28 protein-coding genes are annotated in these 23035 nt (G+C 59.7%); 12 read left to right on the forward strand and 16 right to left on the reverse strand.

Annotated elements, in window-relative coordinates; all coding sequences use genetic code 11:
- Positions 1-2 precede the first annotated feature (2 nt).
- The 4 genes from FIU92_RS09255 to aqpZ all read left to right on the forward strand — a co-directional run bounded on the left by FIU92_RS09255 (position 3) and on the right by aqpZ (position 3558).
- Positions 3-1334: a M23 family metallopeptidase gene (locus FIU92_RS09255; RefSeq protein ID WP_152458294.1), complete on the forward strand. Its 1332-nt coding sequence runs from the start codon at positions 3-5 to the stop codon at positions 1332-1334.
- Positions 1324-1824, forward strand: coding sequence for a polymer-forming cytoskeletal protein (locus FIU92_RS09260; RefSeq protein WP_117868644.1), 501 nt, complete (start codon positions 1324-1326; stop codon positions 1822-1824). Before FIU92_RS09255 ends, FIU92_RS09260 begins: the two co-directional genes overlap by 11 nt.
- A gap of 121 nt (positions 1825-1945) precedes the next feature.
- Positions 1946-2755 (forward strand): zinc-dependent peptidase, encoded by an 810-nt coding sequence (locus tag FIU92_RS09265; protein WP_152458295.1) that lies wholly within the window; start codon positions 1946-1948, stop codon positions 2753-2755.
- 113 nt (positions 2756-2868) lie between these two features.
- Positions 2869-3558: an aquaporin Z gene (gene aqpZ / locus FIU92_RS09270; protein WP_152458296.1), complete on the forward strand. Its 690-nt coding sequence runs from the start codon at positions 2869-2871 to the stop codon at positions 3556-3558.
- Positions 3559-3620: 62 nt separating this feature from the next.
- On the opposite strand, the gene FIU92_RS09275 is transcribed toward aqpZ, so the two are convergent.
- On the reverse strand, positions 3621-4178 hold the full coding sequence (locus FIU92_RS09275) for a peptidylprolyl isomerase (protein WP_152458297.1): 558 nt from the start codon (positions 4176-4178) through the stop codon (positions 3621-3623).
- Positions 4171-4677, reverse strand: a complete 507-nt coding sequence (locus tag FIU92_RS09280) for a peptidylprolyl isomerase (RefSeq protein WP_152458298.1) — start codon at positions 4675-4677, stop codon at positions 4171-4173. Before FIU92_RS09280 ends, FIU92_RS09275 begins: the two co-directional genes overlap by 8 nt.
- A 133-nt stretch (positions 4678-4810) precedes the next feature.
- On the opposite strand from FIU92_RS09280, the gene pgk reads away from it, so the two are divergent.
- The 7 genes from pgk (at position 4811) to FIU92_RS22760 (ending at position 11109) form a co-directional block, all read left to right on the forward strand.
- Positions 4811-6001: a phosphoglycerate kinase gene (gene pgk, locus FIU92_RS09285; protein WP_152458299.1), complete on the forward strand. Its 1191-nt coding sequence runs from the start codon at positions 4811-4813 to the stop codon at positions 5999-6001.
- Between the two features lie 101 nt (positions 6002-6102).
- On the forward strand, positions 6103-6417 hold the full coding sequence (locus FIU92_RS09290) for a lysozyme inhibitor LprI family protein (RefSeq protein WP_172978479.1): 315 nt from the start codon (positions 6103-6105) through the stop codon (positions 6415-6417).
- A 140-nt stretch (positions 6418-6557) separates the two neighbouring features.
- Positions 6558-6857, forward strand: coding sequence for a septum formation initiator family protein (locus FIU92_RS09295; RefSeq protein ID WP_171115419.1), 300 nt, complete (start codon positions 6558-6560; stop codon positions 6855-6857).
- Between the two features lie 170 nt (positions 6858-7027).
- Positions 7028-8017: a pyruvate dehydrogenase (acetyl-transferring) E1 component subunit alpha gene (gene pdhA, locus FIU92_RS09300; RefSeq protein ID WP_152458301.1), complete on the forward strand. Its 990-nt coding sequence runs from the start codon at positions 7028-7030 to the stop codon at positions 8015-8017.
- 15 nt (positions 8018-8032) lie between these two features.
- On the forward strand, positions 8033-9403 hold the full coding sequence (locus FIU92_RS09305; RefSeq protein WP_152458302.1) for a pyruvate dehydrogenase complex E1 component subunit beta: 1371 nt from the start codon (positions 8033-8035) through the stop codon (positions 9401-9403).
- 14 nt (positions 9404-9417) lie between these two features.
- Entirely contained in the window at positions 9418-10716 is a 1299-nt protein-coding gene (locus tag FIU92_RS09310) for a pyruvate dehydrogenase complex dihydrolipoamide acetyltransferase (protein ID WP_152458303.1), read from the forward strand.
- 222 nt (positions 10717-10938) lie between these two features.
- Positions 10939-11109: a hypothetical protein gene (locus FIU92_RS22760; RefSeq protein ID WP_171231439.1), complete on the forward strand. Its 171-nt coding sequence runs from the start codon at positions 10939-10941 to the stop codon at positions 11107-11109.
- A 4-nt stretch (positions 11110-11113) separates the two neighbouring features.
- On the opposite strand, the gene cysE is transcribed toward FIU92_RS22760, so the two are convergent.
- Positions 11114-11923: a serine O-acetyltransferase gene (cysE, locus tag FIU92_RS09315; RefSeq protein ID WP_152458304.1), complete on the reverse strand. Its 810-nt coding sequence runs from the start codon at positions 11921-11923 to the stop codon at positions 11114-11116.
- 62 nt (positions 11924-11985) lie between these two features.
- Here cysE and FIU92_RS09320 point away from each other — a divergent pair, with 62 nt between their 5' ends.
- Complete coding sequence (locus tag FIU92_RS09320; RefSeq protein ID WP_254705283.1) at positions 11986-12345, forward strand: TraR/DksA C4-type zinc finger protein; 360 nt, start codon at positions 11986-11988, stop codon at positions 12343-12345.
- On the opposite strand, the gene FIU92_RS09325 is transcribed toward FIU92_RS09320, so the two are convergent.
- The 13 genes from FIU92_RS09325 to FIU92_RS09390 all read right to left on the reverse strand — a co-directional run bounded on the left by FIU92_RS09325 (position 12326) and on the right by FIU92_RS09390 (position 23022).
- Positions 12326-12622: a hypothetical protein gene (locus FIU92_RS09325; RefSeq protein ID WP_152458306.1), complete on the reverse strand. Its 297-nt coding sequence runs from the start codon at positions 12620-12622 to the stop codon at positions 12326-12328. The two genes, FIU92_RS09320 and FIU92_RS09325, sit on opposite strands and share 20 nt — an antisense overlap.
- A complete protein-coding gene (locus FIU92_RS22995; RefSeq protein WP_254705284.1) occupies positions 12622-16737 on the reverse strand; it encodes a glycoside hydrolase/phage tail family protein in 4116 nt (1371 codons plus the stop codon). The genes FIU92_RS09325 and FIU92_RS22995 overlap by 1 nt, the downstream gene beginning before the upstream one ends.
- Positions 16737-17183: an NlpC/P60 family protein gene (locus tag FIU92_RS09340; protein WP_152458307.1), complete on the reverse strand. Its 447-nt coding sequence runs from the start codon at positions 17181-17183 to the stop codon at positions 16737-16739. The genes FIU92_RS22995 and FIU92_RS09340 overlap by 1 nt, the downstream gene beginning before the upstream one ends.
- Positions 17180-18067 (reverse strand): DUF2163 domain-containing protein, encoded by an 888-nt coding sequence (locus tag FIU92_RS09345; protein ID WP_152458308.1) that lies wholly within the window; start codon positions 18065-18067, stop codon positions 17180-17182. The genes FIU92_RS09340 and FIU92_RS09345 overlap by 4 nt, the downstream gene beginning before the upstream one ends.
- Positions 18067-18699 (reverse strand): DUF2460 domain-containing protein, encoded by a 633-nt coding sequence (locus tag FIU92_RS09350; protein WP_152458309.1) that lies wholly within the window; start codon positions 18697-18699, stop codon positions 18067-18069. Before FIU92_RS09350 ends, FIU92_RS09345 begins: the two co-directional genes overlap by 1 nt.
- 15 nt (positions 18700-18714) lie before the next feature.
- Complete coding sequence (locus FIU92_RS09355; protein ID WP_152458310.1) at positions 18715-19377, reverse strand: phage tail tape measure protein; 663 nt, start codon at positions 19375-19377, stop codon at positions 18715-18717.
- Positions 19364-19573: a rcc01693 family protein gene (locus tag FIU92_RS09360; RefSeq protein WP_152458311.1), complete on the reverse strand. Its 210-nt coding sequence runs from the start codon at positions 19571-19573 to the stop codon at positions 19364-19366. The genes FIU92_RS09355 and FIU92_RS09360 overlap by 14 nt, the downstream gene beginning before the upstream one ends.
- Positions 19570-19890, reverse strand: a complete 321-nt coding sequence (locus tag FIU92_RS09365; protein ID WP_152458312.1) for a gene transfer agent family protein — start codon at positions 19888-19890, stop codon at positions 19570-19572. The genes FIU92_RS09360 and FIU92_RS09365 overlap by 4 nt, the downstream gene beginning before the upstream one ends.
- A 4-nt stretch (positions 19891-19894) precedes the next feature.
- Positions 19895-20308: a phage major tail protein, TP901-1 family gene (locus FIU92_RS09370; protein WP_152458313.1), complete on the reverse strand. Its 414-nt coding sequence runs from the start codon at positions 20306-20308 to the stop codon at positions 19895-19897.
- A 20-nt stretch (positions 20309-20328) separates the two neighbouring features.
- On the reverse strand, positions 20329-20742 hold the full coding sequence (locus tag FIU92_RS09375) for a DUF3168 domain-containing protein (RefSeq protein WP_152458314.1): 414 nt from the start codon (positions 20740-20742) through the stop codon (positions 20329-20331).
- Positions 20739-21077: a phage head closure protein gene (locus FIU92_RS09380; RefSeq protein WP_152458315.1), complete on the reverse strand. Its 339-nt coding sequence runs from the start codon at positions 21075-21077 to the stop codon at positions 20739-20741. Before FIU92_RS09380 ends, FIU92_RS09375 begins: the two co-directional genes overlap by 4 nt.
- Positions 21074-21673 (reverse strand): head-tail connector protein, encoded by a 600-nt coding sequence (locus tag FIU92_RS09385; RefSeq protein ID WP_152458316.1) that lies wholly within the window; start codon positions 21671-21673, stop codon positions 21074-21076. Before FIU92_RS09385 ends, FIU92_RS09380 begins: the two co-directional genes overlap by 4 nt.
- A gap of 170 nt (positions 21674-21843) precedes the next feature.
- On the reverse strand, positions 21844-23022 hold the full coding sequence (locus tag FIU92_RS09390) for a phage major capsid protein (protein ID WP_152458317.1): 1179 nt from the start codon (positions 23020-23022) through the stop codon (positions 21844-21846).
- Between the last annotated feature and the right edge of the window lie 13 nt (positions 23023-23035).

Genomic DNA, 23035 nt, shown 5'->3' on the forward strand with positions numbered 1-23035 from the left:
GCGTGCGAACACGTCTGGCAATAAAAATACACTCCGCATTTGAACGGTACTTTCCGGAACGCCGGGTTTTTCTGAAGTCTGACAAAGATACACGTTTTATCCGTCTCAGCTCGGAAACGCAGGTGGTCGCGGTGGCCGGTGTTGCCGTCATGGTCGGATGGACCGCGGTCGCAACTGCCATTCTGCTTATGGACAGCATCGGTTCGGGCAACTTCCGGGAACAGGCGAAACGCGACCAGGCAACCTATCAGGAACGATTGAATGTCCTGTCCGCAGAACGCGACGCCCGTGCGCAGGAAGCCCTCGCCGCTCAGGATCGATTCAACGCCGCGCTGGAACAGATATCCGCCATGCAGTCCGAACTGCTGGCTTCGGAAAACCGCCGTCGCGAACTTGAGACGGGGATCGAAGTCATTCAGACCACGCTGCGCACAACCATGAAACAGCGGGAAGATGCGCGGGCGGAACTGGCGGCGCTGAAGCAGGAAAACAGCAACACAGACATGTACGTAACGGCCTCCAGCGCGCCGGTACAGATGGCCTTCATGACGGACGCTCTGGCGCGTACGGCCGAGGAACGCGATCAGATCGCCGCCGACGCCCGCGAGGCACTGGACCAGCGCGATGATCTTGAGCTGGAAATTCGCCTTATGCAGGAACGCAGCGACGAGATTTTCCGGCAGTTGGAAGAGGCCATGGTGATTTCGGTCGAGCCGTTGGACAAGATGTTCCGTCAGGCGGGAATGCCAACAGACCGTATCATCGAAGAGGTCCGGCGCGGATACAGCGGTATGGGCGGTCCGCTGACCCCTTTATCCCTTAGCACGCGCGGTGAGGTGGACGAGTTGTCCGCCGAGGAAGCCCGCGCGAATACATTGCTGAAACAGATGGATCAGTTGAACCTTTACCGACTTGCGGCGGAAAAGGCCCCCTTTGCCAATCCTGTACATTCGGCCGTGCGTTTCACCAGCGGCTATGGCAGCCGGCGCGACCCCAAAACCGGTGGTCGCCGGATGCATAACGGGGTCGATTTCGCAGGGCCGCAAGGCACGGATATCTTTGCGACCGCAGACGGCGTCGTTACCCATGCAGGCTGGCAATCCGGTTTCGGACGGCTTGTGAAAATCAAGCACGCATTCGGAATTGAGACACTTTACGCTCATAACACCAAGATCAACGTGAAGGTTGGTCAAAGGGTCTCGCGCGGGGATCATATTGCTGATATGGGTAGCACCGGACGGTCGACCGGCACGCATCTGCACTATGAGGTGCGCGTGAACGGAAAACCCGTAAACCCAATGACTTACATCAAGGCTGCGAGAAATGTTTTCTAAAAGCAAAATCAACGAGCCCGCATCCAAGGCACCCGAGGCGGCCAAACCAGCCGCTCCGGCGACCCCAGCGGCCCCTGCACCGACCGAGTCGAAACCTGCCACCGCACCCAAGCCCAAGCCGCCTGCGTCGGTTCTGTCTTCGGATCTGCACATCACTGGCAATATCAAAACCTCTGGTGACATACAGGTGGAAGGCACAGTCGAAGGCGACATCCGCGCTCACCTTCTGACAATTGGTGAATCGGCAACGATCAAAGGTGAAGTCACCGCAGATGACGTCGTGATCAACGGACGTATTGTGGGTCGCGTACGTGGTCTCAAGGTGCGTCTGACATCGACCGCACGTGTCGAAGGCGACATCATCCACAAGACCATCGCCATCGAAAGCGGAGCGCATTTCGAAGGGTCTGTACAGCGCCAGGACGATCCGCTGAATCCGGGCCGCAGCGCCAAAGCCGGATCGAACCCGGCAGCAGACGTCAAACAGTAATTCGACCCATCAGGTCAGATCGGAAACGCCGCTGGGAGACCAGCGGCGTTTCTTTTTTGCACCGCAGCCTATACCCGGGAAACTTGTTTTGATCCCGCCGGGATCACGTTAGGGTCGGGCCATGTTGATTTTTCTGACACTTATTGCGGTGATCGCCGCAGGTCTGGTCTTTTACTTCTGGTCCAAACGACAGGCGCGCCACGCCCTGTTGGCCGCGCCGTTGACTGACAAACAACGGCAGCTTGTCGACGCTCAGGTCCCGATTTTGCGGAAACTGCCGCAAGGCCTGCGCGCAAAGCTGGAGGGCAAGATCAACCTGTTCCTTGATCAGGTTGAATTCATTGGGTGTGACGGCCTGGACGTTACCGAAGACATGCAACTGTCCATCGCCGCGCAAGCCTGTCTGCTGGTTGTGAATACCGATCTCTGGTATGACAATCTGACCACCATCCTGATCTATCCCAGCGCATTCAAATCCAGGCAGAGCCGGCACAGCGGCTATGTCGTCACCGAGAAGGAAATCGTGCGCACAGGGGAAAGCTGGAACCGCGGCCCGGTGATCCTGTCCTGGGCGCATAGCCAGCGCGGGGCCATGAACGATCATGACGGCCAAAATGTTGTGTTTCACGAATTTGCCCATCAGATCGACGATCTGACAGGGTCGGCCAACGGAGTGCCCGTACTTAGCGACGACCAAAGCTTTTCAGAATGGGAATCCGCATTCCTGACAGCCTATGACGCGCATGTCCGCGCCGTCGATTCCGGGCAGCCAACCGTAATCGACCCCTATGGCGCGGAAGGGCACGAGGAGTTTTTCGCCGTTTCGGTTGAAGTGTTTTTTGAGCGACCAAAGGCCCTGCGCAGGTCGGACCCGGAGGTTTACAAGCAACTCTCCAAGCTGTTTCACCTGGACCCTTCTCAATGGCACTAAGGGCTTTTCGACACCTGGTGCGAGGGTGCCGGGAAAATTCCCCGTTCGGCACAATTTAACAAAAGTTAATTTATGAACTACGCTTAAGCGCATTGCATTGTGGAGGAAATTTCATGTCATCAAAACTACTGGCCGAGTTCTTCGGCACCTTCTGGCTGGTTCTCGGAGGTTGCGGCAGTGCCGTATTGGCAGCGGGCGTTGCAGATGTCGGCATTGGGTGGCTTGGCGTTTCCTTCGCCTTCGGCCTGACGGTTCTGACAATGGCTTACACGGTTGGCCATATCTCGGGCGGGCACTTCAATCCGGCGGTCAGCCTGGGTCTGATGATCGGCGGGCGGTTTCCGGCAAAGGATCTGCTGCCCTACTGGATCGCTCAGGTCATCGGCGCCATCGCCGCCGCAGTGGTTCTGTATCTGATCGTCAGCGGTGCGCCCGACTTCGCCGGCGTCGGGGGATTTGCGTCCAACGGATATGGTGAGGCCTCGCCCGGCGGGTATTCTTTGATGTCCGCTCTGGTGATCGAGATCGTGATGACCGCTTTCTTCATCCTGATCATCCTGGGTGCAACCTCGGACAAGGCGCCGGCTGGTTTCGCCCCCATCGCAATTGGTCTGGCCTTGACCCTGATCCACCTGGTATCAATTCCGGTCACCAACACTTCGGTCAACCCGGCCCGGTCCACAGGCGTCGCCCTGTTTGCCGACGGCCCTGCCCTGTCACAGCTGTGGCTGTTCTGGGTGGCCCCGCTGATCGGCGGCGCGATCGGTGCGGTCATCTGGAAAGCGATGTCAAAAGACGATTGAGTTTCGTTCAATCTACCAAAAGGAACAGCCCGGCGCTCTTTGAAACGCCGGGCTGTTTCGGTTCATTCGGTGACGGTGACTTTTTTCATCACGTCGGGCTGTCCCGTAACCGCTCCGGTCTGGGAATGCCCCCGTTTGATTGCATCCACCACGTCCATCCCGTCGGTCACCTGACCGACCACGGTGTACTGGCCATCCAGAAACGGGCCGGGTTCGAACATGATAAAGAACTGCGAATTGGCTGAATCCGGGTTTTGCGACCGGGCCATGCCGACCACGCCACGATCAAAGGTCAGATCAGAAAACTCAGCCGGCAGATCCGGGCGGTCTGACCCACCACGCCCGGCATACCGCATGTCAAAGCCGTTCGCGGTGGAATTGCCGTATTGAACATCGCCGGTCTGGGCCATGAAACCTTCGATCACGCGGTGGAACACCACACCATCATACTTGCCGTCCGCAGCCAGTACCGTGATCTGTTCCACGTGCTTCGGCGCGACATCTTCGAACAGATCGATGGAGATCGTGCCATTGGCCCCTTCCCCTTCGACCTCGATCTGCAAACCGCTGGCCAGCGCCGGGCTTGCCAGCAAGGCAAAGGTGGCGGCAAGCTTATACATCTGCGGCCACCTTGACGCTGATCATGCGGTCGGGGTTCGCAGGCGGCTCGCCACGTACGATCGCGTCCACATGCTCCATGCCTTCGATGACACGGCCGTAAACGGTGTATTGACCGTTCAGGAAGTGGTTGTCCTTGAAGTTGATGAAGAACTGAGAGTTGGCTGAATCCGGGTTCTGCGACCGGGCCGCGCCCAGCGTACCGCGATCATGGGGCAGCTTGGAGAACTCTGCCGGTACGTTCGGCAGCGACGAACCGCCGGTCCCCGCCATACGCAGGTTGAACCCATCTTCCATGTCGCCATGCTGCACGTCACCGGTTTGGGCCATGAAGCCGTCGATCACTCGGTGAAAGGCCACGTTGTCGTATTCTCCGCTGCGGGCCAGTTCTTTCATCCGCGCGCTGTGCAAAGGCGCCACATCCGGCAGCAGCTCGATGACGACATTGCCGTCTTTCAGCTCGATGATGATCGTGTTTTCGGGATCCTTGATCTCGGCCATGAGGCCCTCCTGTCGTTTATCTTGCGCAAATACCTATGACGCACGCGTACGAATGCCAAGTGACGCATTGACCTGAGGGCAAATTGCAGGAAAAGAACCGCCTAAATCATTTGCCAATGACAAGGATCGCACAATGGGCTGGAAAACACTGGACGATATGGACCTGAACGGCAAACGCGTACTTGTGCGTGTGGATATCAACGTGCCCGTGGTTGACGGTGTTGTGACCGACGCCACCCGCATCCAGAGAATCGTGCCGACGGTGCGCGATATTCTGGCCGCAGGCGGCAAACCGATCCTTCTGGCCCATTTCGGTCGCCCCGGAGGAGAGCGGCGCGAGAACCTGTCGCTCAAGCAACTGGTTCCGACCCTCGAAAGCGCTTTTGACGCCAAAGTCCTGTTTGCCGCCGACTGTGTCGGAACCGAGGCCGAACTGGCGGCGCAGGCGTTGCAGCCCGGCCAGGTGCTGTTACTTGAGAACACGCGTTTTCACGCTGCGGAAACCAAGAACGATGCCGATCTGGCCGCAGGTATGGCCAGGCTGGGTAACGTGTACTGCAACGACGCGTTTTCAGCGGCGCACCGGGCCCACAGCTCGACCGAGGCCATCGCGCGCCTGCTGCCCGCCTGTGCCGGTCGTTTGATGCAGGCCGAGTTGCAGGCACTGGAAAGCGCGTTAGGCGCGCCCGAACGCCCCGTAACAGCGGTTGTGGGCGGGGCCAAGGTTTCGACCAAGCTGGAATTGCTGGGCAACCTGATCGACAAGGTCGATTATCTGGTGATCGGTGGCGGCATGGCCAATACGTTCCTTGTCGCGCAAGGTGTCAGTGTCGGAAAATCGCTGGCCGAAACTGCGATGAAAGACACCGCAGCCGAAATTCTGACCAAAGCCGAAAGCACCGGCTGTCAGATCGTTCTGCCACGTGACGTCGTGGTTGCCGAAACGTTTGAAGCCAACGCCCCTCATCAGGTTTTGCCTGCGGATCAATGCCCCGAAGATGGCATGATCCTGGACGCTGGCCCCGAAAGCGTGGCCGCGATCATCGAGATATTCGAAAAAAGCAAAACCCTGATCTGGAACGGACCGCTGGGCGCATTCGAACTGGAACCGTTCGACGCCGCCACCAATGCCGCCGCCTTGAAGGCGGCCGCGCTCAGCCGTTCGGGCCAGCTGATCTCGGTCGCCGGAGGTGGAGACACGGTTGCTGCCCTGAACGCCTCGGGTGCCGCCAAGGACTTCACCTATATCTCGACCGCGGGTGGCGCGTTTCTGGAATGGATGGAAGGCAAAACGCTGCCCGGTGTCGCAGCGCTGGATCAGTAAGCACCACTTGCCGCCTTTGATCGCCTGACATGGTCCATGGTAGTATCCCCTTTTGAACGGGGGATATTGCGGTGAAGCCAATTTACCTTCTTGTCCTAATAATGCTGCCCTGCTCTGCCGCTGCTCAATCCAGTTGCAGCGGCCAAACCCAGCTTGACGCCAATTTCTGCGCCAAGGAACAATGGGAGGCCGCAGATCGCGAACTCAACCGGTTGTGGGCACAGATCAAACCCGCAGCCGATGCGCGCGGCGACGGTGATGCCCTTCTGACCGAACAACGCGCCTGGCTGAAGGCCCGAGACGCAACCTGCGACAAGGAATGGTCGGGCGGCGGCAGCGCTGCACCGATGTTCTACTGGACCTGCATGAAAGAACAGACCGTCGCGCGAAATCAGGCGCTGGAATCATGGCGCTGACGCGGATCAGGACGCGCTTAAATAACTCATGAAAAAATCGAAACAGGGGATTCACAACCCGAATCACCTGTGACATAGTGTGTTCAGATGCTCGCAAAGGGCACGTTTTTGAGGCTAGTTTTCATACGGCGGTAAACAGAGTGTCCCGTTCCCATCGGCCCGGTTTGGGCTCAATCATCTTCTTCTCGGTGGCTTTCATGCTTGGTGTGTATTTCACCTTTGCCGCCGTACAAGGTGACTATGGCCTGTTTCGGCGGGTCGAAATTGCTGCGGAACGGGACGCCCTGTCACAGGACCTGGAAAAGCTGAATGCCCAAATCGCCGAATTGGAAAACCTGACCCGGCGCCTGTCCGACACCTATCTGGATCTTGACCTGCTCGATCAGCAGGCGCGTTCGGTTCTTGGCATGATCCGGGCAGATGAGATCGTGATCCGCTGATCCTTTTTGGGCTGCCGGACGCCTTCGGACCATCGTCGCATCGCTTTGCCTGTCGGCTGCGCCACGCCCGCGCGGACGCTGCGTCACATTTCCCCTCGCCAGAAAGCCCCAAATGCTTTATGAGATAGTTTAACGCTAAACTATCTTGCCGAAAGGGGGAGATCGCCACTATGGCTGCGCGAAAAACCACAAAGAAACCAAATGTTTCTGCGGAAGAACTCAAGACATACTACCGCGAGATGCTTCTGATCCGTCGATTCGAAGAAAAGGCGGGTCAGCTTTATGGCATGGGCCTGATCGGCGGATTCTGCCACCTGTACATCGGTCAAGAGGCGGTTGTTGTCGGGCTCGAAGCGGCAGCACAGGACGGCGACAAGCGGATCACCTCGTATCGTGACCACGGCCATATGCTGGCCTGTGGCATGGACCCGGGCGGCGTGATGGCCGAACTGACCGGGCGCGAAGGCGGCCTGTCCAAGGGCAAGGGCGGCTCGATGCACATGTTCTCGAAAGAAAAGCATTTCTATGGGGGCCATGGCATCGTTGGTGCACAGGTTCCGCTGGGCGCAGGTCTGGCCTTTGCTGACAAATACAAAGAGAACGGTGGCGTGACATTCACCTATTTCGGTGATGGCGCGGCCAACCAGGGTCAGGTCTATGAGACGTTCAACATGGCCGCTCTCTGGGATCTGCCAGTGGTCTTTGTGATCGAAAACAACCAATACGCCATGGGTACAGCGCAGGCGCGATCAACATCGTCGCCAGACATCTACGTGCGCGGCGAGGCGTTTGGCATTCCCGGCGAGATCGTCAACGGTATGGATGTGTTGGCGGTTAAGGCCGCAGGTGAGAAAGCCGTGGCCCACTGCCGTGCGGGCAAAGGCCCTTACATCCTTGAGGTTAAAACCTACCGGTATCGCGGCCACTCGATGTCTGACCCGGCCAAGTACCGCACCCGCGAAGAAGTTCAGAAGGTCCGCGAACAAAGCGATCCGATCGAACATGTGCGCGAGCTGCTGCTGACCGGCAAACACGCAACCGAGGATGATCTGAAGGCGATCGATAAAGAAATCAAAGAGGTCGTCAATCAAGCCGCCGAATTCTCGAAAGAAAGCCCCGAGCCTTCCGTCGAAGAGCTCTGGACTGACATTTACGCCTGAGAGGACGAATAAGACATGGCAACCGAAATTCTCATGCCCGCCCTTTCGCCCACAATGGAAGAGGGCACCCTGGCCAAATGGCTGGTCAAGGAAGGCGACACTGTAAGCTCTGGCGATATCATGGCCGAGATCGAAACCGACAAGGCGACGATGGAATTTGAAGCCGTTGATGAAGGCATCATTGGCAAGATCCTGATCGCTGAAGGTACCGAAGGGGTCAAGGTGAACACCCCTATCGCGGTTCTGGTGGAAGAAGGCGAAGACGCCTCTGCCCTGCCAGCGGCTGCCCCCGCAGCCGCAGCGGTGACCGAGGCCGCCCCTGCGGCGGTTGAGGCCCCCGCTCCTGCCGCTGCCCCCGCTGCTCCGGTCGTTGACCTGTCGCCCGATTGGCCCGCAGATGCAGAGATGAAGTCCGAAACCGTCCGTGAAGCGCTGCGTGACGCGATGGCCGAGGAAATGCGTGGTGACGAAGACGTCTACCTGATGGGTGAAGAAGTCGCCGAATATCAGGGCGCGTATAAAATCAGCCAAGGTCTGCTGGACGAGTTTGGCCCCAAGCGCGTTATCGATACGCCGATCACCGAGCACGGTTTTGCAGGCATCGCCGTTGGTTCAGCCTTTGGAGGTCTGAAACCGATTGTCGAGTTCATGACCTTCAACTTCGCGATGCAGGCGATCGACCAGATCATCAACTCGGCCGCCAAGACGCTGTACATGTCCGGCGGTCAGATGGGTTGTCCGATCGTCTTCCGCGGCCCCAACGGCGCCGCCGCGCGCGTGGCTGCCCAGCACAGCCAGGACTATGCTGCCTGGTACATGCAGATCCCCGGCCTGAAGGTGGTGATGCCCTATTCCGCAGCCGACGCCAAGGGCCTGCTGAAATCGGCGATCCGCGACCCCAACCCGGTTGTCTTCCTGGAAAACGAAATCCTCTACGGGCGTTCTTTCGACGTGCCGCAGGTGGATGATCTGACCATCCCGCTGGGCAAGGCACGTATTTGGCGCGAAGGTTCGGATGTGACCATCGTCAGCTTCGGCATTGGCATGCAATACGCACTCGAAGCCGCCGACAAACTGGCGGAAGAAGGCATCAGTGCCGAAGTTATCGACCTGCGCACAATCCGCCCGATGGACACTGGCGCAATCATCAACTCGGTGATGAAGACGAACCGTCTGGTGACTGTGGAAGAAGGTTGGCCGCAAGGTTCGGTCGGCAGCTACATCAGTTCGGTCGTGATGCAGGAAGCGTTCGACTATCTCGACGCCCCGGTCATCAACTGCACCGGCAAAGATGTACCGATGCCCTACGCCGCGAACCTCGAAAAGCTGGCCCTGATCACCACCGATGAGGTGATCGCCGCCGTCAAACAAGTGACCTACCGGTAAGGAGCGACAGACAGATGCCCACCGAAATTCTGATGCCCGCCCTTTCACCCACCATGGAGGAAGGCACGCTTGCCAAATGGCTGGTCAAGGAAGGCGACACCGTTTCCTCTGGCGACCTGCTGGCCGAGATCGAAACCGACAAGGCCACGATGGAGTTCGAAGCCGTTGATGAAGGCACCATCGGTAAGATCCTGATCGCCGAGGGAACCGAAGGCGTTAAGGTCAACACCGCCATTGCTGTTCTGCTGGAAGACGGCGAAAGCGCAGATGACATTGGTGCGACGCCTGCCGCCGCGCCTGCGGCTGCGCCCGCAGCAGAAACTGCAGCGCCAGCGGCGTCCGAGACGCCAGCCTCTGCCCCTGCCCCGGCTGCTCCGGTCAAGGCTGATGGCGGTCGTGTTTTCGCCTCACCACTGGCCCGTCGCATTGCGGCGCAAAAAGGTCTTGATCTATCGCAGATCGCCGGCTCTGGCCCGCATGGTCGCATCGTCAAGGCGGATGTGGAAAGCGCCACAGCCGCACCGGCTGCAGCTGCTCCAGCGCCTGCTACCGCTGCTCCATCTGCGCCTGCGGCACCAACCGGGCCGTCGGCAGACATGGTCGCTCGGATGTATGAAGGGCGCGAGTACGAGGAAATCCAGCTGGACGGTATGCGCAAAACCATCGCCGCGCGCCTGTCCGAAGCCAAACAGACCATCCCGCATTTCTATCTGCGTCGTGACATCAAGCTGGACGCGTTGCTCAAGTTCCGCAGCCAGTTGAACAAGCAGTTGGAAGGCCGTGGCGTGAAGCTGAGCGTCAACGACTTCATCATCAAGGCCGTCGCCAACGCGCTTCAGCAGGTGCCCGAATGCAACGCCGTCTGGGCGGGTGACCGCGTGCTGCAACTCAAGCCGTCGGACGTGGCCGTAGCGGTCGCGATCGAGGGCGGGTTGTTCACCCCGGTTCTTCAGGACGCCGACATGAAATCTCTGTCGGCGCTTTCGACCGAGATGAAGGATCTCGCCGCCCGCGCCCGCGAACGCAAGCTGGCACCGCACGAGTATCAGGGTGGCACGTTTGCCATCTCGAACCTCGGCATGTTCGGCATCGACAATTTCGACGCCATCGTGAACCCGCCTCATGCCGGCATTCTGGCGGTGGGTACCGGCGTGAAAAAGCCCGTTGTCGGGGATGATGGAGAACTGACGGTGGCAACCGTAATGTCCGTTACCATGTCCGTCGATCACCGCGTCATCGACGGCGCGCTGGGGGCAGAACTGCTCAAGGCTATTGTCGACAACCTGGAAAACCCGATGGTCATGCTGGCCTGACGACCCGAATGATGCCCGCGCCCCGGACAGCCGGAGCGCGGGCAGCCTCAAGTGTTTGCACTGAGTTGAACTTGCGTGATCGGGGCACCGATTGCCCGATCCATCCAAACGCCCCACTTCCTTCAGAAGCAGACGGAAGGCAGGTGCGCGATGCTCTCAAGAAATCTCATTCTCAGCCTGACTGTTTTGGCGATACCCGCAGCCACGGCACCTGAATGTGCCATGGCAAAGCCCAACGGCTATCCGGGTGAGCATTCAAAGTTTAAGCCAAACGATCCGGCCGCGATTGCCCGGCACAAAGCCGCACAGGACAGACGGCAGGAGCTTCGCAAACAAAAACGGGAAGAACGGCGGCGCAAGCGGTTGGACAAACGCGCCAACCGCTCTCGCTGAACTGTTACTGATCCTTACCCAGCATATGATCCATCGAGATCGAAGGCTGGTCGCACCCGGCTTCCCCCACGATCTTGGCGGGGATACCGGCGACGGTCTTGCAGGGCGGCACCTCTTGCAGCACCACCGAACCGGCCGCGATGCGGCTGCAATGGCCAATGGTGATATTGCCCAGCACCTTGGCCCCGGCTCCGATCAGAACACCGTCTCCGATTTTTGGATGACGGTCTTCTTCTTCCTTTCCGGTTCCGCCCAGTGTCACCGAGTGCAGCATCGACACGTTGTCACCCACCACTGCCGTCTCGCCAATCACGATGGAATGGGCATGGTCAATCATGATGCCCTTGCCGATTTTGGCTGCCGGGTGAATGTCGATCCCGAAAATTTCGGATGAGCGCATCTGGAAGAAATAGGCCAGATCATAGCGCCCCTTGCGCCACAACCAATGGGCCACGCGATATGCCTGCATGGCCTGGTACCCTTTGAAATACAGGATCGGCTGCAACAGCCGATGACAGGCCGGGTCACGTTCGTAAACGGCCATAAGGTCCGCCCGAGCAGCTTCGAGCAAACCCGGATCGTCGGCATATGCCTCATCCACGATTTCACGCAGAACCATCATCGACATTTCGTTCGAGCACAGCTTGGCCGCCACCCGATATGAAAGCGCCCGTTCAAGGCTGCGGTGATGCAGGATACAGGCGTGCACGAGCCCCCCCATGAGGGGCTCTTTCTCGACGGCCGCATGGGCCTCGGATGTGATACGGGTCCAGACCGGATCAACCGGTGTCACATGGCTGCGCTTTTCGAACATGGCTTTGATCCTTTGCTGCGCCTAGAATGCCATTTAGTGGCAAAAAGACCAAACGCAAACCCATGATCGGTCATGTAACGAAAATGAATGAGTCAGAGCGCACCCATTTCGAAACACGAATTCGCGAACGATTGGCGGAATTGCAGCAGATGTCAGCGTCGGGGCAGCAGGCTCAGGCTGTTGTCGAGCTGGATCAACAGGCCGTTGGACGGCTGAGCCGCATGGATGCGCTGCAAAATCAAGCCATGGCCAAGGCACAGCAGGCCAATCGCGACATGGAAACACGCCGGCTTCTGGCCGCGTTGGAACGGCTTGACGACGGCGAGTTCGGATATTGCGAAGACTGCGGAGAGCGCATTCCGGATGGGCGGCTGAATCTGGATCTGGCTGCCAGCAAATGCGTCAGCTGCGCGTCCGGCTAGCCTGAAATCTGGCAAGCTGGTGCAGAACCATCTCAAAACACTGGCAATATTGCAGATCGTCAAACCCGGGTTCATCGGCCAGGGCCCTGTTTCGCGCAACAGCCATGAGAGAACCATTGCCGTAAACCGGGTGGAGCTTGCCCGTGCGCTCCAAATGCCTGTCGGCCAATTCCGCCTCGTGGATCATCCGCACACACAAAGCCCCCCTGTCCGGCTGCGGCACGGCCAGCAAGGCGCGCGCCGCAGCACTGACATCCCCATGCAGAACCGGCCGCATCAGGCAGCTTGCCCAACCGCAAGACGCGACCAAGCACCCGGTCCGAATACAGCAGATACTTGGGCCACTTCGACCTCATAGCTCCCGGACAGACCATCCGCAGCTTTCATGGCAGTCGAATAGGTCCACCTTGGTTCGGATATCAGTTCTTCGCGCAGAACGGTTCCAACCGAAATGACACGGACCAGGTAGGATTCGCTTTCTTCGCCCAGGGGAATCTCCAGCCCCGACCAGTCATCCGCATCCGTTCGGGCACGTCGGATCCACGTAAGCTCATCCCCGGCGGTACCAGACCGAACCCGCATGTGCACAGGCGCATAGGGGCGCAATCCGTTGCCTGCAAACGAGGCAATCAGGTGTTGATAGGACGGGTCATCATAGCCGCGGGTCGCAGGCCCAATGCGATAATGTTTGGCAAGACGCCTTTCGTTTCGCAGCAGGCTGATCTGTTGCACCCTGTCATTCAACAGAACGAATACTGATCCGTCCGGCCAGACATCAGGCATCAAGGCGTCTGTTCCCAGTTGACCCCTGAGCCGCCCGGACAACGCGTATACATCCGGGGCCTCGAGCGCCGCGTCAGCGAACTGAAAAACCTCCCAGTTACCGGGTGTTCCGTCTCCGATTGCAGCCAGATTGACGCCATTCATCACCGAGCTGCGTGGGCGGGATTCCAACTGACCCGTAAGCAGTTTGACCTTCATGGCAGGGCCCTCATCCCAGACACCGACATTGGCGCGTCTCAGCGGTGTTTCGGTCACGCCGACCACGGCCCGCTGGGCAATGACGTCGCTCAGGCGATAGCTATCGTCGCTGGACGAGGAATAGACCGCTGCCGCCCCGGGCCATGGATCTCCGGTAACGGCCAGATAGGGCGCATGAGGGGCCTCGGCCCCCGTGATCAAGGGCAGGTCCAGAAAAACCGGCAGCACGGGGACCGGCGCCGCATATGGTTTGACCGTTGCCAGGTCGTCATTCAATTCGGACGCTTTGTACACGCCCTGTTCGATCCGGACCGCTTCAACCAGTTGCAGGTCGGCGGATTCCAACCGGTCGATCCGGTACACCGGCCCGGTTTCAGCATCTGTCAAACGAACCAGATCCCCTGCCCCCAGATGCATTTGAGACGGCGGAAGCGCAAACCGAACCGTATCACGGGAAACTCTGGCTTCGCTCAACCAGCGTTCGGCCGTTTGCCGCCCTTCGGTACGGGTCATGGACAGAGGCATCTCATTCACGGATACGGAATGGGTGCGATCATCGGGCAAAACCGCCTCTTCCGCGACGACATCATGATCCGCGTCCGACTGAACAAAGCGCAGACGAACGCGCCCGGTCATTTCGGCCTCGGCCTCACGCCGGTGTTCGACCGTCCCTTCAAGATCGCGGCTGATCGCCAGATGATCGGGGTTCAAGGCAACCGCGCCATACCCGTCGCGCATCTGGAACTTCAACACTCCATCCCTTTCGATCGCATCAAACCCATAGCGCAGCATCAGCGGCTGCAAGGCGGAACGGGCATTCGTCACGTCTTCGATGACATACCCGCGGACCACACCGTACAGACCAGAGACGTCTATATCCGTGACACCCGCACCGTGGCAGATTTCGGTCACCACGGAGGCCAACGTGCGAGACCCGGACCGACCGTTCAGCCAGTGCCCTCTGGGATAGTTCTCGCCATCGTCCCACTGGCTTTTCAGGTTCGGAAAGGTCGGAAACGGACGGGTATCCCATGCCCAGACATACGCGTTTGCCATGTCCAGCATCGGCGCGCCATAGATGTCCGAGATCGGATTGACCTTCGGATCGCTCCAATAGCCAAGCATCGCGGTCAGATACTGAACCTGAATGAAGTCGTCGCGCAGCCCGTTTGAATACGCGGGCAACAGCGATTCCGATGACTTCGGGTCCAGGAATTTGTTCGGCTGATTCGTGCCCTTGTCGATTGCCGCACACCCCAACTCGGTGAACCAGATCGGTTTCGATTCGGGCACCCAATCGGTCGGGTTGGGTTGACGCATACCTCCGATCCGTTCGTGATGCGAATTCGACCACCAGTTGCGCAGGTCCTTGTATCTCCAGATCCACGGCTCGTCATACCCCTGATCTTTGATCGGAGTCCTGATCTGCGCTTCCGCCTCTTCCGGAGAGGCGTAGTACCAGTCATACCCTTCACCGCCTTCGATATTGCTGCGAAGATACCCCAGGTCGTAAATCGAAGGCGCGCCGGCCTCGGCGTCCAGATGATGTTCACCGTCACGCCAATCGGACAACGGCATGTAGTTGTCGATGCCGATGAAATCGATGTTGTCGTCCGCCCAAAGAGGGTCGAGGTGAAAATACCTGTCGCTGGTGCCCTTTGGCTGGTATCCGAAATACTCGCTCCAATCCGCTGCATAGCCGATTTTCGTGTCCGGCCCCAGAATCTGACGCACCTCGGCCGCCAAGGCGCGAAGCTGCGCAACGGCCGGAAAGCCCGAAGCCCCCCTGATCTGCGTCAGGCCACGCATCTCGGACGAGATGCAGAACGACGAAACGCCGCCGGCAGCCTTGCACAGCATGGCATAGTGCAGAATGAAGCGCCGCAGGCTCCATTCCTGAGGGCCGGAATATGTGATGATTTCTTTGGCCGTGACACCGCTGTCCCCCAGCAGCCCGCCAAAGCTACCGCCCCCGGAGACCCAAGTTAAACCGGTATCCCCTCTGTCGTCAGGCCGACCACCCGGTCTGGGCCTGACCAGACCACCCGAGCCACTGCCGGTGCCGCCCGATCCGTTCGTACCCTGGTTGATCGCAAAATCTTGCGCACGTGCTGTTCCGAAGAACGCGGCGACCTGTGCATCGGCCGATGCCGTCTGGTCCGCAGAACCCGGACGCCCCGGCGCCACATCGAGGGTGATCCGCCCACGCCATGGCAGGTGATGCTGACTTGACGCATCCGACCAGGGATCAGGTAGCCCGTTCCCCGGCAATTGCTCCATCAGGATGAATGGGTAAAACATCACCCGTTTGCCGGATTGGTTCAGATGCCGGATCGCCTCGACCACGGCCGCATCAGCCGGAGTCCCCCCATAGACCGGGCGGCCGTTCTGTCGCACCACAAGCCCGGCGTCGCTTCGGGCCTGATCAGATACGATCCAGGGCATATCGCTGCTGTCGTTCTCACGCTGTTCGATCTTTGGCCGGATCTTGCAGTGTCCGCATCTCAGGTCATCGCCGAACCACGACACCACCAATGATGCAGCATCGCAATTGGGCAACTCGCTTTCCAGCGCTCGGGTCGAGGAGACAATATCCGAGGTGCCTGACGCGGAATGTGCGTTTGCAGGCCAGCTCTTGCCAGATTGTGAATAATTCACCTGAGAGCTGGCCAGAGCGTATTCTCCGGTCCCAGGTATCATGGCGACCCCGCGCACGATCTGAGGCAATGCACTGTCGTGATCGGGCATGTCCCGCTGCGTGGGGCGCACAACTTCAAATGAAAACTGCGGCACCCGGTTGCCGAAAGCGCCGAGCGGGAAATCCTCGATCACGACATAGGCGGTTCCGCGATATGCTGGAACCGTTCCAGCGCCTTCAATCGCCTCGATCAGAGGATCCGGCAACTGATCCCACGTGCCATGGTAAACCCGCATGTTGAGGCTGGATCGATCTTGTTCCTCTCCATCCGCCCAAATCCGCGCGACATCGGCAATCTCACCGGCGCCAACCGCAATCGCCAGCGAAATCGAGTAACTGTACGTGACGGTAGTCACCTCAGGGGTCTTGGGTTTCCCCTTGCCCCCGCCGCCGCCACCCTCTGTGGTGGTCGTCTGGGTCTCGAGAAAATCCGAAGCCCAAATGACCTGACCACCCACACGCATACGGCCAAACACGGTGGTCACCGGCACACCTTCGCCGGTTTCCGTCAACCGAAACCTATCCATACGGCCGGTTTCAACGACTTCACTGCCGCTGCCCATAACGGACTGGTTAAAGAACTTCTGATCAAGGACCCGCCCGACCGTCGCACCAACGGCCCGACCGATAATTGCGGTTGAAAGGCCCGCAACCGTGCCCCCGATCGAACCGCCCAGCGCGGCCCCGGCTGCAGAAAGAAGAATAGTGGCCATCAATGCATCTCCATCGGGAATTCGAAACAGGAAACGATACGGCGGCACCAAGGCCTGCTCAGTGCGTTCTCCACGACGCCGTGGCCGGAATACGCGTGAATAAAGCGCGGCTCGGGGTGCGTGGTACTGACGATGCCCAGATGCTTGGCGACGCTTGCATCGCGCATCCGAAACAGCAGAACATCCCCCGATGCCATCTCGCCTATTGGTTTTTCGACCAGATGCCGTCTGGCAGCCACCCACATCCGTTCCTCACCCTGCGGTTCGGACCAGTCCATGCTGTAGGCCGGAACAGATTCAGGTTCCCGCCCGATCACGGCGCGCCAAACGCCGCGCAACAGGCCCAGACAATCCGCACCGGCACCTTTGACCGAGGCCTGATGCATATAAGGCGTTCCAAGCCAATTGCGCGCCTCTGTCACAATATCCTCTCTACGTATCGTCATCGTAAGCTGCCTCCGCTATTGGCTTTGCTTTTCTTGGGAACAGCCATGACCCAGTCTTCGCCCGGAAGATCTGGAAACCCTTGAAAATTCAGAAAGTTGTTGAACTTGAACTGGCAGGTTTCCATGCGTTTGTCGCATCCTGCCCGCAGTTTCACACTGTCGCCGATCGCCAGGCTTGCCCCGAAACCGGACCAAAGCGTGATCTCGCGCCCGGTTGCCGTCTGCCTGTCATTCTTGATCGAAGACCACAACCCCTTGGCAGAACCGGACAAAACATCCACGCGCCCCCGTTCGAACCAGCCTTCTTCAATGGTCTGGCCTCCTACAACATGCAAAAGGGTGCCGCCATCGAAACCCGAGATCACACCGTCGAACCAATACCCCGGCGTGTCGGTGTTGAACCGGCAGGCCCGATCCCCCAACACAGCCGTGCAAGGCTTTTGGTAAACGCGCCCCAAAGGGCGGTTCAGCAAGTCGGTCAGGCCACGCAATTCCGCATGGAACGCGCCGCCAGAGCGGCGCAATTCACCGATAGAACCACGGAACTGAAGGACGCGCTGATCCAGATCTGCCCAATTGACAAGCCAGGCGCGCACTTCGGCCCCGTCAAAACGCCCCGCTTCGATATCCTCGTCGCGAATGGCCGCGTCAGACAGGGCGCCCATCGCTTCCGTGTTGTCGATGGACAGGCCCGTGGCCTGCTCGATGGCGGCGGCCGTCAGGCCGGTACTGGCCTTGAAGGTCAACCCGTCAAAACTCAGCTCCATGTCGTGGTCGGTGAAACCGTATTCCTGCCCGTCCGTGCGTTTGATCGCCCAACAGCGGCAGACCGTTGTCAACCCGCTTTGCAGATGCGCGTGCAGACCCTTAATATCTTCAGCCATCAGATGCGCACCTCGACCACTGGAACATTAGGTACGTCGCCGGCCTGGAAACTGGCCACACTGGTCTGGATTTTGTCGGTGTCAAAACGCACCGGCACATCAAATTCAAAACCCGCGGTGATATCGACCTCTTCCGGCGGCGGGTCCGCAAACGTGACCCTGCCCGTCGTCAGATCAACGTCAAAATCCACGCCCTCGCGGACCTCATCCTGATCCAGCCCCAGACGCACCGTCCCCAATACCGGTTTCACGATGGGGCGCGCATAGCTTACCCCGCCCGATTGGTAGGTCTTGATCAACTGGAACTCGGTGCGTGTTCCGTCGCCTTTGGCGATCACCTGATCTCCGAAATTGATGTCCGCCGTGGCCTTGCCGGATTTGAAATCCGACCAGTCTTTCCAGCGAAAGCCGAACATCTGACCCTGCCGCGCTTCGAAGAACGAAATCAGTGTCTCGATATCGTCCAGCGACCGCATCCCCAGCCCCGCATCATATCGGCGACGCGAATGGGCCCAAGGCGTGTTGCGCTCTTCAAAACCATTGGCCAGCGTCACGATGTCCGTGCGCCGTTCCGGCCCCCCGACCGAGCCAAAGCTCAGGCTGGCGGGAAATCTCACCTCGTGGAAATTCATCTGCTGCTTCCTGATTTACCTGTTGCGATTGCCGCGCCCCAGCGCGCGGCTCATCTGGGCCGCAATCTGCCCCTGAGAGCGGCGGAACCCCTGCACGTCCGGTGTCGAAATGTTCATCACCACATTCACGGCACGCCCGGCGCCCTGCGTCCGCACGCCCAGCTTGCCATCGGCCCCGCGCGCAAGCGGCATGATCGCCTCTGGCCCGGCTTCTCCCATCAGCCCGGTGCCGCCGCGCATGGGAAACATGGTCGGGCCGCTGACCACACCGCCATTGGCGAAGGGCATCACCCGACCCTGGCTGAAGCTGCCGCCATCGGCAAAGGGCAGAATTCCCTTCACCAACCCGCCGACCGCGTTGGCCAGCATGCCGCCAAAGTGGTCCGTCACCGGCTTGATCGCAGCCGCATAAGCCGTTTGGATCAACGAGTTCCTCAGGATATCCAACGCACCGGAAAGGCTCATCCCATCCAGAACGACACCATCGAAGGCCTTGCGCAATCCACTGGACATGCCGCGCTCCAGCGTGGCGACATCCTTGCCGGTCTCTTCAAATGCGGCGCTGATGCGCTTCATCTGGCTGTCAAACGCCGCCGCCATAGTCGCAGCATCGCCGAGGGAATCGCCCAGCGCTTCGCCTCGTTCTTGCAGGTCCTCAAACCCGTCACGATCTGTCATCACGCTCTCCTTGTGTCTTGTCCGGATAGGCGGCCAGCAAAGCGTCCAACCCCGCCCGGTTCATTGCGGGCGCTCCGGAACCCTGCCCCAGCATCAGCCGCAGCTCTGCCGGGGTCAGACGCCAGAATTGATCCGGCGTCAGTCGCAGCCCCAGAAATCCGGCCCGCATCAGGGCAGGCCAGTCGAACCCGCTCATGCGCCCTCCGGCACCATGAAGGCGCGCGCCAACAATTCGGCTGCTGTTCTGGCGGCCGCCATGGGGCCGCCTTCGATCTCGGCATGCATCAGGTCGGCCCGGGCAATGTTCCAGCCACCGCCCCGCAAACCGGCAACGATCAGCGCCAGAACATCCGCACTGGAATACGCACCGCCCTCAAACCGCTGCACCAGCTCAACCAGCGACCCAGCATTCAGCTCCTGCTCCAGCTCCGCCAAAGCACCAAGCGTCAGTTTGAGCACCCGCTGCTCGCCATCGATGGTCAGCGCCACCTCGCCTGTCCACGGATTGGCCATCGGATCAAAGCGCCGTAAAGGTCAGAGCACCGGCACTGGCCAGGCTCATCTCGTAGGTCGCTTCCCCGTTGTGCGAGCCCGCATACTCGATGCCGGTCACCTGAAACGGGCCTTCTACAATCCCGAAATCAGGGATGATGACCTGAAAGGCCGGAGTTTCGCCATCAAAGAACAACTGCCGCGCGCGTTCATCCGTGCCAGCATCCCTGAACACGCCCGAGCCAGAAATCGAAGCCGATTTGACCCCCGCCCCGGACAAAAGCTCGCGCCATCCACCCTGGCTTTCCAGACTGGTGACATCCACACTTTCAGAATTGAAACTTATGCGCGTGGCCCGCAGCCCCGCGATGGTCTGGAACAGGCCGGTACCGTTCATATCCATTTTGACCAACAGGTCTTTTCCGTTCTGGGCAGCCATGTGCTCTCTCCGTTGATTGCTTAGTCATCTTCCACGCGGGCGCGGAACTTCAGGTCGATCTGGCGGATGGTGCCGCCGGTCCCGGTGCGCCGGGCTGAGGCCCGCTCGAACCACAGCCCCACCAAACGCCCGCGAACCAGGTTGAGTGGCGCGTTTTCCAGCGCGTCACACACCGCGCCGGCCAGTGTTTTGGCAGCACCGAACCCTGCCTCCTGGGACACCACCGAAACGGTGAAGCGGTGTATCGCGCCCGCGCCTGTTCGGTCCGACGCGTCACGCACCTCTTCGGGGCCCAGCGTCACATAGGTCTGCGGCACGGTTCCCGCGGGCACCGCATCATAGATCGCGCCCCCCGATTGGCTGCTGACTGCTGCGTCCGCTGAAAGCTGTTGATACACGGCCGCCTGCAAAGCGGCAGAAACGCCATAGCTCATGCCGCCACCTCTTCATCTGCGAAACAGGTCAGGAACTTGCCGCGCGGATCATGTTCGGCCACGGCCCGGATTACGAAACAGCGATTTCCCTCGCGAAACCGCTGATCTGGCGCGGGGCGCATCGAAGACCCCATGGGCGCACCACGTACCACGATGCGGTACCCAACACGCGACACGGACGCTCCGGCGATCTGCTGTTCGGCGCCACTGCGCGCCGTCACCTCGGCCCATAATGTCCCCATCGCAGCCCATGTTTCGGTATAGCCCCCCGCCCCATCAGCACTTCGCATCGGCGCCTCCAGCACCAATTTACGGTTCAGATGCGGCGTATTCATTGCGATACCCCCGCCCCGAAACGCACCATGCGATAGCGCTGGATCAGGCTGGTGACACCAAAGGGCATACATCCAGCGCCCAATGAGGTTTCATCCCGGTATTCATAGTAATGCGCGGCCAGCAGCAGCACCGCTTGCCCAAGATCGGCGGGCAACCCACCCCAATCCTGCGCCATCCCCGCGACAAACGAAATCTTTACGGAACCACCCGTTTCGATGGCAGGCAGGCTGGATCCCAATGGGCGGATCCGGGGCCGCTGACTATCATGCTCCAGGCGATAGGTCGCGGCGTCCGCAACCGTTTCGGCTCCTTGCTTGTCTGTCAGCGTCACGGCCTGCACTGAAACCACAGGGGCCACAGGCAGCACTTCGCCCGACGGGTCGCGCCACCTGTTCAAACTCCACGAGAATTCCCGTGTGATCAGAACCGTGCCAGTGCGCGCCTCGATCGCCGCGATGGCAGCCCGCAGGAACCCCTTCAACACTTCATTCTGCACATCATCTTCGGCAAAGCCCGTGCCCAACCTCAGATGCGCCTTGAACTGATCCACCGGCAGCGCCGCATCCGCGATGGCGGTCTCTTCGATCAACATCATCCACTCACTCCGCAATCTCGGACCCCTCCAGGGCCCCATCCTTGGAAAATGGCGGGCACGCGCCGCCCCACGTTGCTCGGACGGAGGGGAGCAGCTAGACAACGCAGAGGATCTCACTCCGGCCCGCGCCCGCCGTCCGAGGGGCCAGGGCCCCCCGGATTCAGCCCGCGTCAGGCGGTGCCGAATTTCACCAGCTTGATCGCAGCAAAGTCGCTGACATCGCCGCCGACGCGCTTGGTCGCGTAGAACAGGACATGTGGCTTGGCGCTGAACGGGTCGCGCAGCACGCGCAGATCAGGACGTTCGGCAATGGTGTAACCAGCCTGGAAGTCACCAAAAGCAATCGAGAAACTGTCGGTTGCCACATCCGGCATGTCCTCGGCAATCAGAACCGGATACCCCATCAGACGCGCCGGCTCACCTGCGGCCAGACCATCGGACCACAGGAAGCGGCCATCGCTGTCCTTCAATTTGCGGATCACACCTGCGGTCTTCGAATTCATCACGAAGGTCCCGTTGACCCGGTACTGCGCGCCCAGCGCATAAACCACATCGACAATCGCATCCGCATCAATACCCGCATCAATACCGGTCGCGACATAGCCAAGGCTGCCCCAGGACCAGCCATCATTCGGCACCGCTCGGTGGATCATCAACCCCTTGGGCTTGTCGACGCCATCGCCGTTGATGAATGCCGCCGCCTCGGCGCGTGCAAACTTGTCGGCAATGCGCCCGGCCAGCCAGCCCTCGACGTCGAAGGCGCTGTCATCCAGCAGACGCTGCGACGCTTTGGGCAGCGCGCTCAGCTCGTGCAGCGGGATCGAGATGCGATCGATCGAAGGTGTTCCGGTTTCCGCTGTGGCCGAGTTTTCGTCAGCCCAGCCCGCACCTACATCGGTGTGATCGATCAGCACGTCGAACGAATTTGCCTCGACATTCACGACCGATGCAATCGAACGGATCGAGGCGGTCGAGTTCAAAACCGACTTGATCGTCTCGGCAGTCTGCGGATCAACCAGATAGCCACCATCGCTGTTGACCGCTGTTGACAGGGACTTGGCCTCCATCTCGAGGCCACGCAGCCCGTCATCTTCGCCGGACCGCACATAGGCGTCAAATGCCTTCTGATGCGGGGCTCCGTCTTCGATCGAAGCGGCAAGATGCGGGCGTGCCGCGATGGTTGATTTACGATCCAGCATGGTCAGTCGCTCTTCTGTTTGTTGCAGTTTGGTGTTAACTTCGGCTTTCAGGCCCTTGAATTCATTCACGAAGCCAGCCATCGCCCGCTTCACCTCATGAACCAGGGGCGCACCCTCTCCGGTCAAGGCCGGGGTTTCGGTCTTGCTCATCAGCATGTCCTGT

The organism is Ruegeria sp. THAF33, from assembly GCF_009363615.1.
Taxonomy (GTDB): domain Bacteria; phylum Pseudomonadota; class Alphaproteobacteria; order Rhodobacterales; family Rhodobacteraceae; genus Ruegeria.

What these genes read in the sequence shown, in the direction of transcription:
- FIU92_RS09370 (WP_152458313.1), bottom strand. Translation starts at nt 20,308, where the DNA reads ATGGCTGCCCAGAACGGAAAAGACCTGTTGGTCAAAATGGATATGAAC.
- FIU92_RS09325 (WP_152458306.1), bottom strand. Translation starts at nt 12,622, where the DNA reads ATGCGGCCGGTTCTGCATGGGGATGTCAGTGCTGCGGCGCGCGCCTTG.
- FIU92_RS09260 (WP_117868644.1), top strand. Translation starts at nt 1,324, where the DNA reads ATGTTTTCTAAAAGCAAAATCAACGAGCCCGCATCCAAGGCACCCGAG.
- FIU92_RS09320 (WP_254705283.1), top strand. Translation starts at nt 11,986, where the DNA reads ATGATCGGTCATGTAACGAAAATGAATGAGTCAGAGCGCACCCATTTC.
- FIU92_RS09290 (WP_172978479.1), top strand. Translation starts at nt 6,103, where the DNA reads ATGCTGCCCTGCTCTGCCGCTGCTCAATCCAGTTGCAGCGGCCAAACC.
- FIU92_RS09380 (WP_152458315.1), bottom strand. Translation starts at nt 21,077, where the DNA reads ATGAATACGCCGCATCTGAACCGTAAATTGGTGCTGGAGGCGCCGATG.
- FIU92_RS09305 (WP_152458302.1), top strand. Translation starts at nt 8,033, where the DNA reads ATGGCAACCGAAATTCTCATGCCCGCCCTTTCGCCCACAATGGAAGAG.
- FIU92_RS22760 (WP_171231439.1), top strand. Translation starts at nt 10,939, where the DNA reads ATGGCAAAGCCCAACGGCTATCCGGGTGAGCATTCAAAGTTTAAGCCA.
- FIU92_RS09365 (WP_152458312.1), bottom strand. Translation starts at nt 19,890, where the DNA reads ATGGCCAATCCGTGGACAGGCGAGGTGGCGCTGACCATCGATGGCGAG.
- FIU92_RS09385 (WP_152458316.1), bottom strand. Translation starts at nt 21,673, where the DNA reads ATGATGTTGATCGAAGAGACCGCCATCGCGGATGCGGCGCTGCCGGTG.
- FIU92_RS09355 (WP_152458310.1), bottom strand. Translation starts at nt 19,377, where the DNA reads ATGACAGATCGTGACGGGTTTGAGGACCTGCAAGAACGAGGCGAAGCG.
- FIU92_RS09310 (WP_152458303.1), top strand. Translation starts at nt 9,418, where the DNA reads ATGCCCACCGAAATTCTGATGCCCGCCCTTTCACCCACCATGGAGGAA.
- FIU92_RS09345 (WP_152458308.1), bottom strand. Translation starts at nt 18,067, where the DNA reads ATGGCTGAAGATATTAAGGGTCTGCACGCGCATCTGCAAAGCGGGTTG.
- FIU92_RS09275 (WP_152458297.1), bottom strand. Translation starts at nt 4,178, where the DNA reads ATGTATAAGCTTGCCGCCACCTTTGCCTTGCTGGCAAGCCCGGCGCTG.
- aqpZ (WP_152458296.1), top strand. Translation starts at nt 2,869, where the DNA reads ATGTCATCAAAACTACTGGCCGAGTTCTTCGGCACCTTCTGGCTGGTT.
- FIU92_RS09280 (WP_152458298.1), bottom strand. Translation starts at nt 4,677, where the DNA reads ATGGCCGAGATCAAGGATCCCGAAAACACGATCATCATCGAGCTGAAA.
- FIU92_RS22995 (WP_254705284.1), bottom strand. Translation starts at nt 16,737, where the DNA reads ATGGCCACTATTCTTCTTTCTGCAGCCGGGGCCGCGCTGGGCGGTTCG.
- cysE (WP_152458304.1), bottom strand. Translation starts at nt 11,923, where the DNA reads ATGTTCGAAAAGCGCAGCCATGTGACACCGGTTGATCCGGTCTGGACC.
- FIU92_RS09340 (WP_152458307.1), bottom strand. Translation starts at nt 17,183, where the DNA reads ATGACGATACGTAGAGAGGATATTGTGACAGAGGCGCGCAATTGGCTT.
- FIU92_RS09375 (WP_152458314.1), bottom strand. Translation starts at nt 20,742, where the DNA reads ATGAGCTATGGCGTTTCTGCCGCTTTGCAGGCGGCCGTGTATCAACAG.
- pdhA (WP_152458301.1), top strand. Translation starts at nt 7,028, where the DNA reads ATGGCTGCGCGAAAAACCACAAAGAAACCAAATGTTTCTGCGGAAGAA.
- FIU92_RS09350 (WP_152458309.1), bottom strand. Translation starts at nt 18,699, where the DNA reads ATGAATTTCCACGAGGTGAGATTTCCCGCCAGCCTGAGCTTTGGCTCG.
- pgk (WP_152458299.1), top strand. Translation starts at nt 4,811, where the DNA reads ATGGGCTGGAAAACACTGGACGATATGGACCTGAACGGCAAACGCGTA.
- FIU92_RS09390 (WP_152458317.1), bottom strand. Translation starts at nt 23,022, where the DNA reads ATGAGCAAGACCGAAACCCCGGCCTTGACCGGAGAGGGTGCGCCCCTG.
- FIU92_RS09360 (WP_152458311.1), bottom strand. Translation starts at nt 19,573, where the DNA reads ATGAGCGGGTTCGACTGGCCTGCCCTGATGCGGGCCGGATTTCTGGGG.
- FIU92_RS09265 (WP_152458295.1), top strand. Translation starts at nt 1,946, where the DNA reads ATGTTGATTTTTCTGACACTTATTGCGGTGATCGCCGCAGGTCTGGTC.